Annotated in this window: 13 protein-coding genes and 1 pseudogene; 9 read left to right on the top strand and 5 right to left on the bottom strand. The window is 63.8% G+C overall.

The window, feature by feature from the left end; genetic code table 11:
• Positions 1-29: 29 nt before the first annotated feature.
• On the bottom strand, positions 30-1,001 hold the full coding sequence (locus BUB39_RS11230) for a complex I NDUFA9 subunit family protein (protein ID WP_073053228.1): 972 nt from the start codon (positions 999-1,001) through the stop codon (positions 30-32).
• Positions 1,002-1,090: 89 nt separating this feature from the next.
• A complete protein-coding gene (gene hrcA, locus BUB39_RS11225) occupies positions 1,091-2,197 on the bottom strand; it encodes a heat-inducible transcriptional repressor HrcA (protein WP_425292905.1) in 1,107 nt (368 codons plus the stop codon).
• Positions 2,198-2,326: 129 nt separating this feature from the next.
• On the opposite strand from hrcA, the gene rph reads away from it, so the two are divergent.
• Genes rph through hemW form a run of 3 tightly spaced genes read left to right on the top strand, consistent with a single transcriptional unit; the run spans position 2,327 to position 4,876 of the window.
• A complete protein-coding gene (gene rph / locus BUB39_RS11220) occupies positions 2,327-3,040 on the top strand; it encodes a ribonuclease PH (protein WP_073053227.1) in 714 nt (237 codons plus the stop codon).
• A 19-nt stretch (positions 3,041-3,059) separates the two neighbouring features.
• Positions 3,060-3,701 (top strand): non-canonical purine NTP pyrophosphatase, encoded by a 642-nt coding sequence (locus BUB39_RS11215; RefSeq protein ID WP_073053226.1) that lies wholly within the window; start codon positions 3,060-3,062, stop codon positions 3,699-3,701.
• Positions 3,698-4,876: a radical SAM family heme chaperone HemW gene (hemW, locus tag BUB39_RS11210; RefSeq protein WP_425292904.1), complete on the top strand. Its 1,179-nt coding sequence runs from the start codon at positions 3,698-3,700 to the stop codon at positions 4,874-4,876. The genes BUB39_RS11215 and hemW overlap by 4 nt, the downstream gene beginning before the upstream one ends.
• Positions 4,877-4,879: 3 nt before the next feature.
• Here the strand turns inward: hemW and BUB39_RS11205 are convergent, their stop codons facing one another.
• Positions 4,880-6,058, bottom strand: a complete 1,179-nt coding sequence (locus BUB39_RS11205; protein WP_084527246.1) for a penicillin-binding protein activator — start codon at positions 6,056-6,058, stop codon at positions 4,880-4,882.
• Positions 6,059-6,218: 160 nt separating this feature from the next.
• On the opposite strand from BUB39_RS11205, the gene rsmI reads away from it, so the two are divergent.
• From rsmI to BUB39_RS11175, 6 genes and pseudogenes are all read left to right on the top strand, one after another.
• Positions 6,219-7,139 (top strand): 16S rRNA (cytidine(1402)-2'-O)-methyltransferase, encoded by a 921-nt coding sequence (rsmI, locus tag BUB39_RS11200; RefSeq protein WP_073053224.1) that lies wholly within the window; start codon positions 6,219-6,221, stop codon positions 7,137-7,139.
• Positions 7,123-7,524, top strand: coding sequence for a YraN family protein (locus BUB39_RS11195; protein ID WP_073054158.1), 402 nt, complete (start codon positions 7,123-7,125; stop codon positions 7,522-7,524). Before rsmI ends, BUB39_RS11195 begins: the two co-directional genes overlap by 17 nt.
• Before the next feature lie 93 nt (positions 7,525-7,617).
• Positions 7,618-8,559 (top strand): glutathione synthase, encoded by a 942-nt coding sequence (gshB, locus tag BUB39_RS11190; RefSeq protein ID WP_073053223.1) that lies wholly within the window; start codon positions 7,618-7,620, stop codon positions 8,557-8,559.
• Positions 8,560-8,677: 118 nt separating this feature from the next.
• Positions 8,678-8,923 (top strand): annotated as a pseudogene (locus BUB39_RS25210) (magnesium chelatase domain-containing protein); the annotation flags it as partial.
• A gap of 168 nt (positions 8,924-9,091) precedes the next feature.
• Positions 9,092-9,727: a DUF4145 domain-containing protein gene (locus BUB39_RS11180; protein WP_244540227.1), complete on the top strand. Its 636-nt coding sequence runs from the start codon at positions 9,092-9,094 to the stop codon at positions 9,725-9,727.
• Positions 9,728-9,908: 181 nt separating this feature from the next.
• Positions 9,909-10,718, top strand: coding sequence for a TIR domain-containing protein (locus BUB39_RS11175; RefSeq protein ID WP_175561829.1), 810 nt, complete (start codon positions 9,909-9,911; stop codon positions 10,716-10,718).
• 1,836 nt (positions 10,719-12,554) lie between these two features.
• Here the strand turns inward: BUB39_RS11175 and BUB39_RS11160 are convergent.
• Both BUB39_RS11160 and BUB39_RS11155 read right to left on the bottom strand, forming a co-directional pair.
• Positions 12,555-12,953 (bottom strand): hypothetical protein, encoded by a 399-nt coding sequence (locus tag BUB39_RS11160; RefSeq protein ID WP_073053218.1) that lies wholly within the window; start codon positions 12,951-12,953, stop codon positions 12,555-12,557.
• Between the two features lie 69 nt (positions 12,954-13,022).
• Complete coding sequence (locus BUB39_RS11155; RefSeq protein WP_073053217.1) at positions 13,023-13,328, bottom strand: phosphoheptose isomerase family protein; 306 nt, start codon at positions 13,326-13,328, stop codon at positions 13,023-13,025.
• Positions 13,329-13,333: the final 5 nt, after the last annotated feature.

The raw sequence follows: 13,333 nt of genomic DNA, 5'->3' as shown, positions 1-13,333 counted from the left end.
CGCACAATTCTATCCGATTATCAGGCCGATCAGGCGACGCGCTTGTCGTTGAACTGGCCGTGCGGCTTGAACCGCACGAGATAGGACGGCAGCACGGCTGCGAGGCTGGTCGGCGTGATGCCGATCCCCTGCAACGTCCGGCCCTCGGCAATGGCGTGGTGCGAAACGACATTGTCGACCTCGAGCAGCTTGAGCTGGTCGCGCGTCATCATCGGGTTCGGCAGCCACTCCATGATCGAGGCCTGCAGGCGGGCGACGCTCCAGGGCAGCGGCAGCAGCGGACGGCTGCGCTCGATCTCCTTCAGCATCAGTTCGAGGCATTCGCGGAAGGTCTTCACCTCGGGCCCGCCGAGCTCATAGACGCGTCCACCCGGCACGGCGCCGTCGACGGCACGCGCGATAGCCTCGGCGATGTCGCCGACGAAGACCGGCTGCAGCCGGGTCGTGCCGCCACCGATCAGCGGCAGGAACGGCATGAAGCGCGTTAGATTGGCGAAGCGATTGAAGAACTGGTCCTCGGGGCCGAACACGATCGACGGCCGGAAGACGACCGCGCCGGGCACGGTCTCAAGCGCAGCCGCCTCGCCTTCGGCCTTGCTGCGCGCATAGAGCGATTCCGAATTCGCCGTCGCGCCAAGGGCGGACATCTGGATCAGGTTCGAAATGCCGGCGCCGCGGGCCGCTTCCGCGACGGCGCGGGCGCCGAAGCCCTGCACGGCCCCGAAGGTCTGTCGGCCGCTCTCGGAGAGGATACCGACGAGGTTGACCACCGCATCGGCACCTTCGACGGCGCGGTCGACCGACCAGCGATAGCGGAGATTGGCCTGGACCGGCATGATCTGACCGACGGCGCCGAGCGGCTGCACGTGACCGGCGAGATCGGGCCTGCGGACCGCGACGCGGATACGCCAGCCGCGCTTGGCGAGCGCCCGAACGGCGTGCCGGCCAATGAAGCCCGAGCCGCCGAAGATCGTGACCAGCTTGCCCCTGTCCGCCGTCATGCCTGTCTCCTGCCTTCTGTGGTGCTTTTCCATACTGGCTGGCGCGGGGCGTGTACAGGCGCCATCCGGTCGCGGAAGCGGCCGGAACGTCAGCGGATCAGCCGGCCAACCAGCTTGGCGGTGTAATCAACCATCGGCACGATGCGGGCATAGTTGAGCCGCGTCGGGCCGATGACACCGAGCACGCCGACGACGCGGTTTTCCTGGTCGCGATAGGGCGAGACGACCAGCGAGGAACCAGAGAGCGAGAACAGCTTGTTCTCCGACCCGATGAAGATGCGCACGCCATCGCCGGCCTCGGCGCTGCCGAGCAGCTCGACCAGTTCGCGCTGCGTCTCGATATCGTCGAAAAGCAGGCGAATCCGCTCGAGATCCTCGGCGGCGCGGACATCCTCGAGCAGGTTGGCCTGGCCACGCACGATCAGTGTTTCGAGCCGCCCGGCGGATTTGCCCGCCCAGCTCGCCAGCCCCTGATCGACAAGGCGCGCGGTCAGCTGATCGAGCTCGGCACGCATCTCGGTCTGCCGATGGAGAAGCTCCGTGCGCGCCTCGGAGAGGCTGCGACCGCGGAGGTGGGCATTGATGTAGTTGGACGCCTCGATCAGCGCCGAGGGGCTGGTGCCCGGCTCGATATCGATCAGGCGGTTCTCGACCGAACCATCCTCGCCGACCAGCACGACCAGCGCCCGTGTCGGTTCAAGGCGCAGGAATTCGACCTGCTTCAGGCGCTGGTCGATCTTCGAGGCGAGCACGACGCCGGCACCGCGCGAGAGGCCCGACAGCATGCGGCTCGCATCGGCGAGGAACTCGTCGACGGGGCGACCACTACCTCCGGCTGCGACGCGGTTTTCGATGTCGCGGCGCTCATCGGCCGTGAGATCACCGACCTCCAGCATCGCATCGACGAAAAGGCGGAGCCCGCTCTCGGTCGGCAAGCGCCCTGCCGAAGTGTGCGGCGAATAGATCAGCCCGAGATATTCGAGATCAGCCATGACATTGCGGATCGAGGCCGGCGACAGCGCCATGGGCAGGATGCGCGACAGGTTGCGCGACCCAAGCGGCTCGCCCGTTTCGAGATAAGTGTCGACGATACGCCGGAAGATCTCGCGCGAGCGGCGGTCGAGCCGCGCCAAGGTCGACGCCGAACTATCGGAGGTGGGTCGTTCGCCGGTCAGGTTAGGTGAGTCCTCTGTCACGGCACCAGCGCGATCGCTCGATGCACATCGAGATTAAGTGTCGATTTTCGAGCCGGCTTCAAGCGGGGCTTTGCGTCAACGCCTTGTGACGGCTACAAGCTGTCGCATCACACTCGACAAGGATAGCCCATGCGACCCTCCAAGCGCGCTGCAGACGCCATGCGTTCGGTCTCGTTCGAACGGGGCGTCGCCAAGCATGCCGAAGGTTCCTGCCTCGTCCGCTTCGGCGATACCCATGTCCTCTGCACCGCAAGCCTCGAGGAAAAGCCGCCGGCCTGGCTGCGCGGCTCGGGCAAGGGCTGGGTTACCGCGGAATATGGCATGCTTCCGCGTTCGACGGGCGATCGCATGCGGCGCGAGGCCGCGACCGGCAAGCAATCCGGCCGGACGCAGGAAATCCAGCGGCTGATCGGCCGCTCGCTGCGCTCGGTCGTCGACCTCGTCCATCTCGGCGAGAAGCAGATCACCATCGATTGCGACGTCCTGCAGGCCGATGGCGGCACGCGCACCGCGTCGGTCACCGGCGGCTGGATCGCGCTCTATGAATGCGTCCAGTGGATGAAGGCGCGCGACATGGTCGGCCCGAAGGTGATTCGCGACCATGTCGCTGCGATCTCCGTCGGCATGTATCGTGGCAAGCCGGTTCTCGATCTCGATTATGCCGAGGATTCGGAAGCCGAAACCGACGCGAATTTCGTCATGACCGGCTCGGGCGGCATCGTCGAGATCCAGGGCACCGCCGAGGGCAAGCCCTTCGACGAGGCCGAACTCACTGCGATGCTCGGCTTGGCCAAGGCCGGTATCGGCCAGCTCGTCGAATTGCAGAAGCAGACGCTGGCTTGAGACGCTGGCAGAGGACGCCATGACCCACCGCCTCAAGCGCGGCGATACGCTCGTCATCGCCAGCCACAACAAGGGCAAGCTGCGCGAGTTCGCCGATCTGCTCGCGCCCTTCGGCCTCAAGACCGTCTCGGGCGGCGAACTCGGCCTGCCTGAGCCGGCCGAAACCGGTACGACCTTCGAGGAAAACGCCGCGATCAAGGCGATCGCCGCCACGACCGCTTCGGGCTTTCCCGCGCTTTCGGATGATTCCGGGATGTGCGTCGATGCGCTTGATGGCGATCCGGGCGTCTATTCGGCGGATTGGGCCGGGCCCGACAAGGACTTTTCGCGCGCGATGCGTAATGTCGAGGAGAAGCTTCATCAGGCGGGTGCCCACACTCCTGAGCAGCGCACCGGCCGCTTCGTCGCCGTGCTCTGCCTCGCCTTTCCAGACGGAACTTTGCGCTATTATCGCGGCGAAATCGAAGGCACGATGATCTGGCCGCCGCGCGGCTCGCTCGGCTTCGGCTATGATCCGATGTTCCTGCCCGAAGGGCATGAGCGCAGCTTCGGCGAGATGGCGGCAACCGAGAAACATGGCTGGTCGGCTGGCCGGACCGACGCGCTGTCGCATCGCGCCCGCGCCTTTGCGCGCTTTGCCGCCGCCGAGCTCGAGGATTGATCCGCTTGGACGAACCCAACGACGCACCGATCGATCCTGGCTTCGGCGTCTATGTCCACTGGCCGTTCTGCGCCTCCAAATGCCCCTATTGCGACTTCAATTCGCATGTGCGGCGCGAGGGGGTCGATCAGGTGCGCTTTGCGGCGGCGCTCGTCGCCGAAATCAAGGCGACGGCAGCGCGTGCGCCCGGGCGGCAGGTGTCGTCCATCTTCCTCGGCGGCGGCACGCCTTCGCTGATGGACCCCGCGACGGTTGCGACCGTGCTCGACGCCATCGCCGGGGCCTGGACCGTGGCGCCCGATGCCGAGATCACGATGGAGGCGAACCCCTCCAGCGTCGAAGCCGAGCGTTTTCGAGGCTATCGTGCCGCCGGCGTCAACCGCGTCTCGCTCGGCGTGCAGGCCTTGAACGATCCCGACCTTCGCGCGCTCGGTCGCCTGCATACGGCCGAAGAAGCGATGAAGGCGGTCGAGATTGCGCGCGCGACATTCCCGCGCATCTCGTTTGACCTGATCTATGCAAGGCCCGGCCAGACGCCGGAACTCTGGGCGGCCGAACTCAAGACCGCGCTCGACCGCGCCTCGGACCATCTTTCGCTCTACCAGCTGACCATCGAGCCGGACACGATGTTCGAGAAGCTCTATGCCGCCGGCAAGCTCAAGATCCCCGACGAGGACACGGCGGCGACTTTGTTCGAGATCACGCAGGAAATCTGCGAGGCGCATGGCCGCCCGGCCTATGAGATCTCCAATCACGCGGCGCCTGGCGCCGAATGCCGGCATAACCTCGTCTATTGGCGCTATGGCGAATATGCCGGCATCGGGCCTGGCGCGCATGGCCGCCTCGTTGTCGACGGCCGCCGCCACGCCACCGCGACGGCGCGCGAACCGGAAAAATGGCTCTCCCGCGTCGAATCCTGGGGCGATGGCGTCGACACCGACGACGTGCTGACGCCCGAGGAATCGGGCGATGAGCTGCTGCTGATGGGGCTCCGCCTCGTCGAGGGCATCGATCTGCGTCGCTATCGCGCGATCGCCGGCAGGCCGCTCGATCCGAGCCGCCTCACCGACCTCATCGCGCATGGCATGGTCGAACGGATCGGGCCGCACCATGTCCGCGCGACCCGCGCGGGCGCGTTCGTCCTCGACGCGGTCGTCGCCGATCTCGCAGCCTGACAGCTAGAACCCGGCGCGCGGCGGGAAACTGCGCGGCGCCGGATCGATGATGCGCGCACTGCCAGCGGCGACCTCATAGACGGCGAGACTGCGCTGGTTGAGCCCGTCCGGCAGCAGGCGGAAAGCACCATCAACGCCCGTGAAGCCATTCGGATTGGTCAGCGTCTCGAACGCGAAGCGCCGTTCGCCATAGCGCGCGGCGAGGCCGGCGGCGAGACGGGTCGCGTCGAAGGCGAGCGCGGCGGGCCGTGCCGGCACTGTGCCGAACGCCGCCGCATAGCGCGCTGAAAAGCTCGCGAAGCCGGCGCCGTCAGGGGCCGGGAACCAGCCGCCCTGCAACGCGGGCGCGGCGAGAAGGCGCGGATCGTTCCATTGGCCCGAGCCGAGCAACTGCACCCGCGAGGGACCGCCCGGCGCTGCCGCGAGCGCGGCCCCGACCCGTAGCGGAGCATCGTCACCGGCCGGAACCGCGATGGCGCTCGCGCCGCCGGCCGTCGCCAGCGCCGCCACCGACGCTGCCTTCTGGCCGAGCGACGCCGCATCGGCCCCATAGCGCTCGACGGCGGCGATCGTACCGCCGCTCGCGGCAACCGCGCGCTGCAACGCCGAGCCGAAGACCGAGCCATAGCCGTTGTCGGGCAGCAGCGCGGCGAAGCTGCGCTTGCCGCGCGTGGCAGCGAAGCGCGCAATCCGCTCGGCATCACCCTCGGGCAGGAAGCCGAACAGATAGACGCCACGCGCCGCAACGCTGGCATCGGTCGAGAAGACCAGCATCGGCACGCCCGCCGGACGTGCGACTTCCGAGGCGCCGCGCACCGAAGCGGCGAAGAGCGGCCCGATGATCAGTTCGGCGCCGGCATCGACGGCTGCTGCAGCCGCAGCGCGGCCGCCTTCGCTCGTCCCTCTGTCGTCCTCGACGATGACCGTCAGATCGGCACCCGGCGTCTCCTTGAGCGCGAGCTCGACGGCATGGCGAAGGCTTGCTGCGACAAGACCGGCATTGCCGGGCGCAGAGGCCGGCAGCAGCAAAGCGACCCGCACCTTGCCCGTGCCGATCGTGTCGGCGGCGGCCGGCTGCACGGCCGGCGTTCCGGCCGAGGGTGCATTGGCCTCGATCGTCGGCGAGCAGCCAGAGGCGAGCGCGGTTCCGGCCAGCGCGGCCGCACCAAGCCACCGTTTCAACCCGCCGATGCCTCGTCTTGACAGTATCGGTCGCACGCCGGCCTTCTCCTTGGTCGATCCAGACGATATCACTAGAAAAGGGCCGGACGGCCGCGAGAGGCAAGAGGCCGATGTCCCCAATCTCACCATTCTTGTCCCCCGGCGCGCAGGGCCGGCGCACATGAGTGCCGCAAACGACGAGCCGCTGCGCTACACGATCGATGGCCAGGCCTTCACGGCGCCCCCGCTTCCGGGCGGCCTCTATATCGTCTCGACGCCGATCGGCAATCTCCGCGACATAACGATCCGGGCGCTGCAGACGCTTGCGGCCGCCGACATCATCGCCTGCGAGGATACGCGGACGACGCGCGTGCTGCTGCGCCATTACGGCCTTTCAGGGCAGCTTATCGCCTATCACGAGCACAACGCCGCGGAACAGCGGCCGCGAATCCTCGAGGCGCTCGATACGGGACGCAGCCTGGCGCTCGTCAGCGACGCCGGCACGCCGCTGATCTCCGATCCCGGCTACCGCCTGGTCGCGGATGTTACCGCCGCCGGCCATCTCGTGGTGCCGATTCCCGGAGCGTCTGCGATCCTCGCCGGGCTCGTCGCTGCGGCGCTGCCGACCGACGCCTTCTTCTTCGCCGGCTTCCTGCCGACGCGGACTGTCGGCCGCAAGAAGCGGATCGCGGCGCTCGCGGCGATCCCCGGCACGCTCGTCTTCTACGAATCGCCGCATCGCACCGCCGAGACGCTGGCCGATCTTGCCGAAACCCTGGGTCCCGAGCGGCCGGCGACCATGGCGCGCGAACTCACCAAGACGTTCGAGACGCATCGGCGCGGCACGCTCGGCAGCCTTGCGGCTGAGCTCGCCGACGAACCCGACCCGAAGGGTGAGATCGTCATCATGGTCGGCCCGCCGGAAGCTGGCGTCGCGGAGCCCGGGGATGTCGATGCGCTGCTGCTGCGCCTCCTCGCCGACCATCCGGTCAAGGAGGCCGCCCAACAGGCGGCGGCGCAGACCGGCCTGCCAAGGCGGGATCTCTATCAGCGGGCGCTGGCGCTGAAGCAGGGCGATGGCGGCGATGACGACGCGGCCTGACCGCGGGCGTCCGCGCCGCGGGACGGAAGATCGGCAGGCAGCTGAGCAGCGTGGCCGCCGGGCCGAGCGCATCGCCGCGCTGTATCTCGGCCTCAAGGGCTATCGCGTCGTCGCGCGGCGCTTCAAGAGCCCGGTCGGGGAAATCGATCTCGTAATGCGACGGGGCGGCGTGCTCGCCTTTGTCGAGGTCAAGAACCGCGCGGACTTCGATGCGGCGGCGCTCGCGGTCACGCCCCATGCACGCCGGAGGCTGCTGCGCGCGGCGGACGCCTTTATTGGCCGCCATCCCGATGCGGCGACGCTCACCCTCCGCTTTGATCTCGTGCTCATAGCGCCACGCCGCTGGCCGCGTCATCTCGTCGACGCCTTCGGGACCGATCGGTGACGGCCACGCTGCGGGATTGCCAGGCAGCACCCGGTCGCGCCATAAGACTCGGCCAGATCGCCCGCCCTGCGCGCGCCAGCCCCCGAGGTTTCCATGTCGCTTTCCGTCGCCGTGCAGATGGATCACATCGCCAGCATCAACATCCGCGGCGATTCGACCTTCGCGCTGATGCTTGAGGCGCAGCGGCGCGGCCACCGGCTCGCGCATTTTACGCCGGACCGTCTGTCGCTGAATGATGGACGGGTCGAGGCGCGGCTCGAGTCCGTACAGGTCCGCGATATCCCGGGCGACCATTTCACGCTCGGCGAGACCGAACGCACCGATCTCTCGACCTTCGACGTCGTGCTGCTGCGGCAGGACCCGCCGTTCGACATGGGCTACATCACCACGACGCATCTTCTTGAGCGCATCCATCCGAAGACGCTTGTCGTCAACGATCCCGCCGAGGTGCGCAACGCGCCGGAAAAGATCTTCGTCACCGAATTCCCGGCCCTGATGCCGCCGACGCTGATTTCCCGCGACGCCGAGGAAATCCGCGACTTCCGACGTGCCCATGGCGACATCATCGTGAAGCCGCTCTATGGCAATGGCGGCGCCGGGGTGTTTCGCCTGTCGGAAGGCGACCAGAATCTGGCGTCACTGTTGGAGATCTTCGCCGCCGCCTATCACGGCCAGCCTTATGTCGTGCAGCGCTATCTGCCCGCCGTCCGGGCCGGTGACAAGCGCATCATCCTTGTCGACGGCGTCGCGGCCGGGGCCATCAACCGTGTCCCCGCCGATGGCGAATCGCGCTCCAACATGCATGTCGGCGGACGCCCCGAGCCGATCGAGCTGACACGGCGCGATCGCGAAATCTGCGAGGCGATTGGTCCGGAATTGAAGCGGCGTGGCTTCCTGTTCGTCGGCATCGACGTCATCGGCGACTATCTGACCGAGATCAACGTCACCTCGCCGACCGGGATTCGCGAAGTGAAGCGCTTCGGCGGCGCCGACATCGCCAGCCTGATCTGGGATGCCATCGAAGCCAAACGGTGAACGGTTTTCAACCAGGCACAACCCAGGCGCAACTGCTGCGCGATTTTTGTTCCCCTCCTGTTCTTGCGCCGCCACCCCGCTTGGCCTAGTCTTGCCTTGGGTGAACGGGGATCAGGCAATGGTCGCGCATGTAACGACAGTGTCCTTCCAGGGGATCGAGGCAGTTCCCGTGGATGTGCAGGTGCAGATCGTCCCTGGCCTGTCGAGTTTCATCATCGTCGGCCTGCCCGACAAGACCGTTGCCGAAAGCCGTGAACGGGTGCGCTCGGCGCTGCATGCCTCCGGGCTCGCCCTGCCGCCAAAGCGGGTCATCGTCAATCTCGCGCCGGCCGATCTTCCGAAGGAAGGCAGCCAGCAGGAGCTGCAACGCGTTGAGTTTTTTGTCAATTCCAGAGGGCCCTGCGCATCACTCACGCATCACTCACCGGCAACGTCGCCGCAGGATCATTTGTGCGCGCCCGCGCTCGGTGACGAACCCTCAATCACGGTTGGTGCCTAAATGCCGTTTCGTGGGCTTCTGGGTCCAGGGCCGTTGCCGCCGAAGGATGTAAAGCTTCGCTGCCCCTATTGTCGGCACGCTGGCGTCTTTCACCCATCAGAGCAGAGCCTCGACGCGGGTTGGTTGGAGCAACGAAGACGCACAGATGGCATCGTTGAAAATATCCAGTGTGGCGCGGGAATCCGAATCTGCCCCAACCCGGACTGCCGAGGAATAATTCTCGTTCACGTTGAGGGCGGCAAGCTTGTCAGTTCTCTGCCGTCAGAACTCATCGACTTTGACGCCACGGCGCTCCCACAAGCTATCCTCAGTTCGATTGAAGAGGCCCTAAAGTGCCACGCCGCAGGAGCGTATAAGGCATCCGCACTCATGATTCGACGAGTTCTCGAGGAGGTTTGCAAGGACAAGGGCGCGACCGGTGGCAATCTGAAGGATCGTCTATCAAAGCTGAGCACATCGATCATCATACCCTCTGAGCTACTGGCCGCCGCAGATGAGCTCCGAATTCTAGGCAACGATGCAGCTCACGTTGAGGCTCAGGCCTACGACGACATTGGCATCGACGAATCTGGTCTAGCGATTGATATGGCCAAGGAAATACTAAAGGCCACTTACCAATATGCGTCGCTGGTTGAGCGCCTCAAAGCACTGAAAAAGGTGGCGCGATAGGGCTCGCGTTGTCTTTTCTGTGCGATCTCTCGATTTCTACAGGTATCTCGCTTCACACACGATCGCCTGCCGGTCCTTGCCTGCACGACAACTCCTGCATCTAATTCGACTGACGATTGATTCGCGGGGGAGTTGCAATATGGCTCGACGGCCTACACCACAAGAACCTAAGCAGGCATCAATGTCGGCCGAAGACATGCGGCGCGGCATCGTGCGTTTGACCAAGCGGCTCGACGATGTCAAAGCATTCGATCCGAATAGTCTCAGTCGTGAAGATCCGCACGAGACCGTACGTCCGCTCTCAACTTCAATCGAGACCGCACTCGTTGAGACATTCGGCAGCAATACAATCGAGTATAATAGATATTGGGCGGCCTCGCAGTTTGACTGGCCTATATCTTTTGGGGATGAACTTCCTCACCATGACAAAGTGAGGAGCGTTTCGGCAGACAGAGTTCGCTCTATCCAATTGCTGGGCGACGCAATTTCCCTCCTACAGGAACGTCTCGGAGCTGACGAAGAGGTTGCGGTTCGCAGAACGGCAAAGACGGCTGACGTACAGTCCAATCGCATCTTCGTTGTTCACGGCCACGACAGCGAGCTGAAAGAGAGCGTCGCGCGTTGGATCGCCAAACTTGGATACGAGCCCATCATTCTTCATGAGCAGGCGAATGTAGGTAGAACGATCATTCAGAAGTTCCGAGATGAGGCCGCTGATGTTGGGTTCGCTATCGTCCTACTGACGCCCGACGATGAATTGCCAAATGGCAAGAAGAGGGCGAGGCAGAATGTCATTTTGGAGCTGGGTTTCTTTCTCGGAGCCCTTGGGCCGAACCGGGTGGCCTCGCTGGTCCGCGGCGATGTGGAAACCCCCAACGATTTCGATGGGGTACTCTATACACCAGTTGATGGTGCCGGCATGTGGAAGTTTGCTCTCGCGAAGGAGCTCAAAGCAGCTGGTTATCAGATAGATATGAACATCGCTCTGTAAGCATGACTTGGCCAAACCCTATAAGCCTCCGCGACCCGCTGGAGATGCGGCGGGTCGCGCGTGCCACCGGCCACCTCGCTAGCGGCCGCGAGGCAGGCTAGCCTATCTCTTGCAAATCCGTGCCACTCCCCGTTTGATATAAAGAAATCTGCATATGCTTTTACCTAATAGGTAAGTAACGCTGATGTCTTTCGCCACGCAGCGACTCAGCCGCGCTGCAGCAATTTGCGCTTCTACTCGAATCAGCGCTAACTGGTGGCGTGTGATGTGTGGAGGGAGGACCACCGTTCACACGGGAGGACTACCCTAAAAGACTGAAATCGCTGGAATATTGTAACCGCCCACGAAAAGTGTGCAGCGGTCGTATTACTATGTCTTGCCCTGGGATGCGGACTCGAACTACATGTGGTGTGAGCCTAAATGAACGAAGCCGCCACGGGGCCAACCGGGACGGCTTCTGAAGTTCAGGCCCCGTCACGATTGATGGTCGGGCGACGGGACGTAGGGCGGTAGTGCAAGTTAGTAGTGAGTCTTTTCCGCCCTTTGGTCAAGCCCGGCTTTTGCTCTCAAAGCGAAAGGCAGGTCCATGCGCGACCTATTCGGCGAAGACCCGAGGCGCCCTTCTCGGCGGCTCACATATGATGACGCAGTCAAAATCCAATCCATGCTGCTAGATGGATGGACACAGAACCGGATCGCGGCGCAGTTCGACGTGAACAGCGCCCGCGTCTCTGAGATCAAAAGCGGCGACAAGCACTCTGGCAGCCGTGCCGAGGCGGTCAAGCGGCGTTAACGCGCTGCCTAATCGTCATGGCGGTCGCCCTTAGGGGCGGCCGTTTTTTCTCGGCTTTGCCATTTGCTACCCGCTTCAGAACAGCGTCAAAGGCCTCTGCGCTGTCGTCTGTTTCGGCCTCTCTCGCCGCTTTCTGAAACTTGTCGGCCTGGCTGAGTGCGTTATTGGTGTCGCTAACGCTTGAAGACATAAACGCCCTTTCTCGCGGCTTGCGTGACCCTATCCATGTCGGGGAATTCCGCCCCGCTGTCAGCAATGCGCTGCGCCTCGCCACACCCAACGTCTATATGGCGCTTTCCGCGCTAGATCACATCGAGCGGGATCACCCTCAGATATCCCGCTTGGAGATGCTGGTTATGCCGTTCGCCATCAGAAACGGGCTGATCGTCCAGGAGCGAGATAAACCTAGGTTCGTGATTGTGAACTACCTCAGCCCGGCTCTTGCGCATCGATATTCGGTTTCATTGAAGATCGTGAACAACTGCGAGGTGTGGGTCCAGACGTTTCACCGATGCCGAAAGCGGCAGACAAGATCCCATCTAGTTCGAGGCGCGGTCCTTCAGAACCATCGCGGATAGCAAAACAGCGCCCGGAGGAGGCGCTGTTTTTTGCGACGTAGTCGGGGCCTGCCAAGTGAACCCCTAGGTATGCGTTCGCGGTTCCTCCGAAACTGGTGATGCGAACCCACGGCAGGCAGAATATTACCGTGTCAACTACGTCGAACAACAAATAGCGCGCTGCTGACTCGATCGTCCAATCACGTTTCCGAGTCAGAATGTCGCAGCTATCGCGGATTGTTCCGTTCCCAAAACGATCGATGCCAAAACGGAAGGCTCAGCTTCACCGGCTTTCGGAGGTGAAGCGCCTTGGCTTAAACGAGCCGGTTGATATGTGGCCGACGACCGGCGAAGCCCTTAGGCGCCCGCATTGCGTGTTCCTGATCTTCGATGCGCTGAACGGGCGGAGGCACCAGAATCAAACTTCCATGACAGACGACTTGGACATATTTGACTCGATCCGTCGCTCTGAGCCTGTCTCGCACGTTACCCGCCCGGAAGCTGGGCTGAATTCGCGGAGGCGGCCGGATCTGGCGCGGAATGCGTCGACCGCCTTGCTCTCCGCCGAGCCGCCGCCTCCCGCGCCTTCTTCTCTTTCACCGTCATCTTCCGCTTGACCGGGACAGGATCGACCTGCGGCAACTCGGGCCCAAGAGCATCGATCAGAAGCACGGCAAGAGCCTCATGGGCGGCGATCCGGCCTATGGCGACCTGCTTGGCGCGTAGACGCAGCCGAGCGAGGTCTAGCGCCTCGAACTGGTCCAGGAGCGCTCCGCCGCGCGCCTCGAGCTCGGGAAACGCGGCGAGGACATTGGAGACCTTCTTGATGGTTTCGGACCAGAGCTCAATCGCATTTTCCGGCCGCTCCTTGACGAGCTCGGGCACAACGAATTGAAGCGTCGGCCATCTCGGCCCAGGCCGTACATCGCGCGCCGAACTAGGCCGGATATTTGATTAATCAAGGCGCTGATAGACATTTTCCAGAAAGGTTCTCGCCGCGGAAGAGGAAAAGAAAATGTCGGGCTTCTGTCGCTTGATAACTCCCTTCAGCTCGCTCGCTGTTCGGACCGCCAGTTCGATGCGTAGGAATTCACGGAGGTCAGCCCTGTGTTCTTGCCGGACAAAACTGATGCAATTGGCAGCAAGGCGTTCAACGCTACCTTGCGCCAGGTAGAGGGCATCCTGATGGAGCCCAGAGCAAAGTTCACGGAAGCCGGGTGGTATTCTCATCGCTGTAGCTTGGCGCAGGAAAAGCCGCATTTCCA

It is taken from the genome of Kaistia soli DSM 19436 (assembly GCF_900129325.1).
Lineage (GTDB): Bacteria > Pseudomonadota > Alphaproteobacteria > Rhizobiales > Kaistiaceae > Kaistia > Kaistia soli.
Note: the sequence above shows the minus strand (reverse complement) of the source record. Positions and strands in the feature narration are given on the sequence as shown.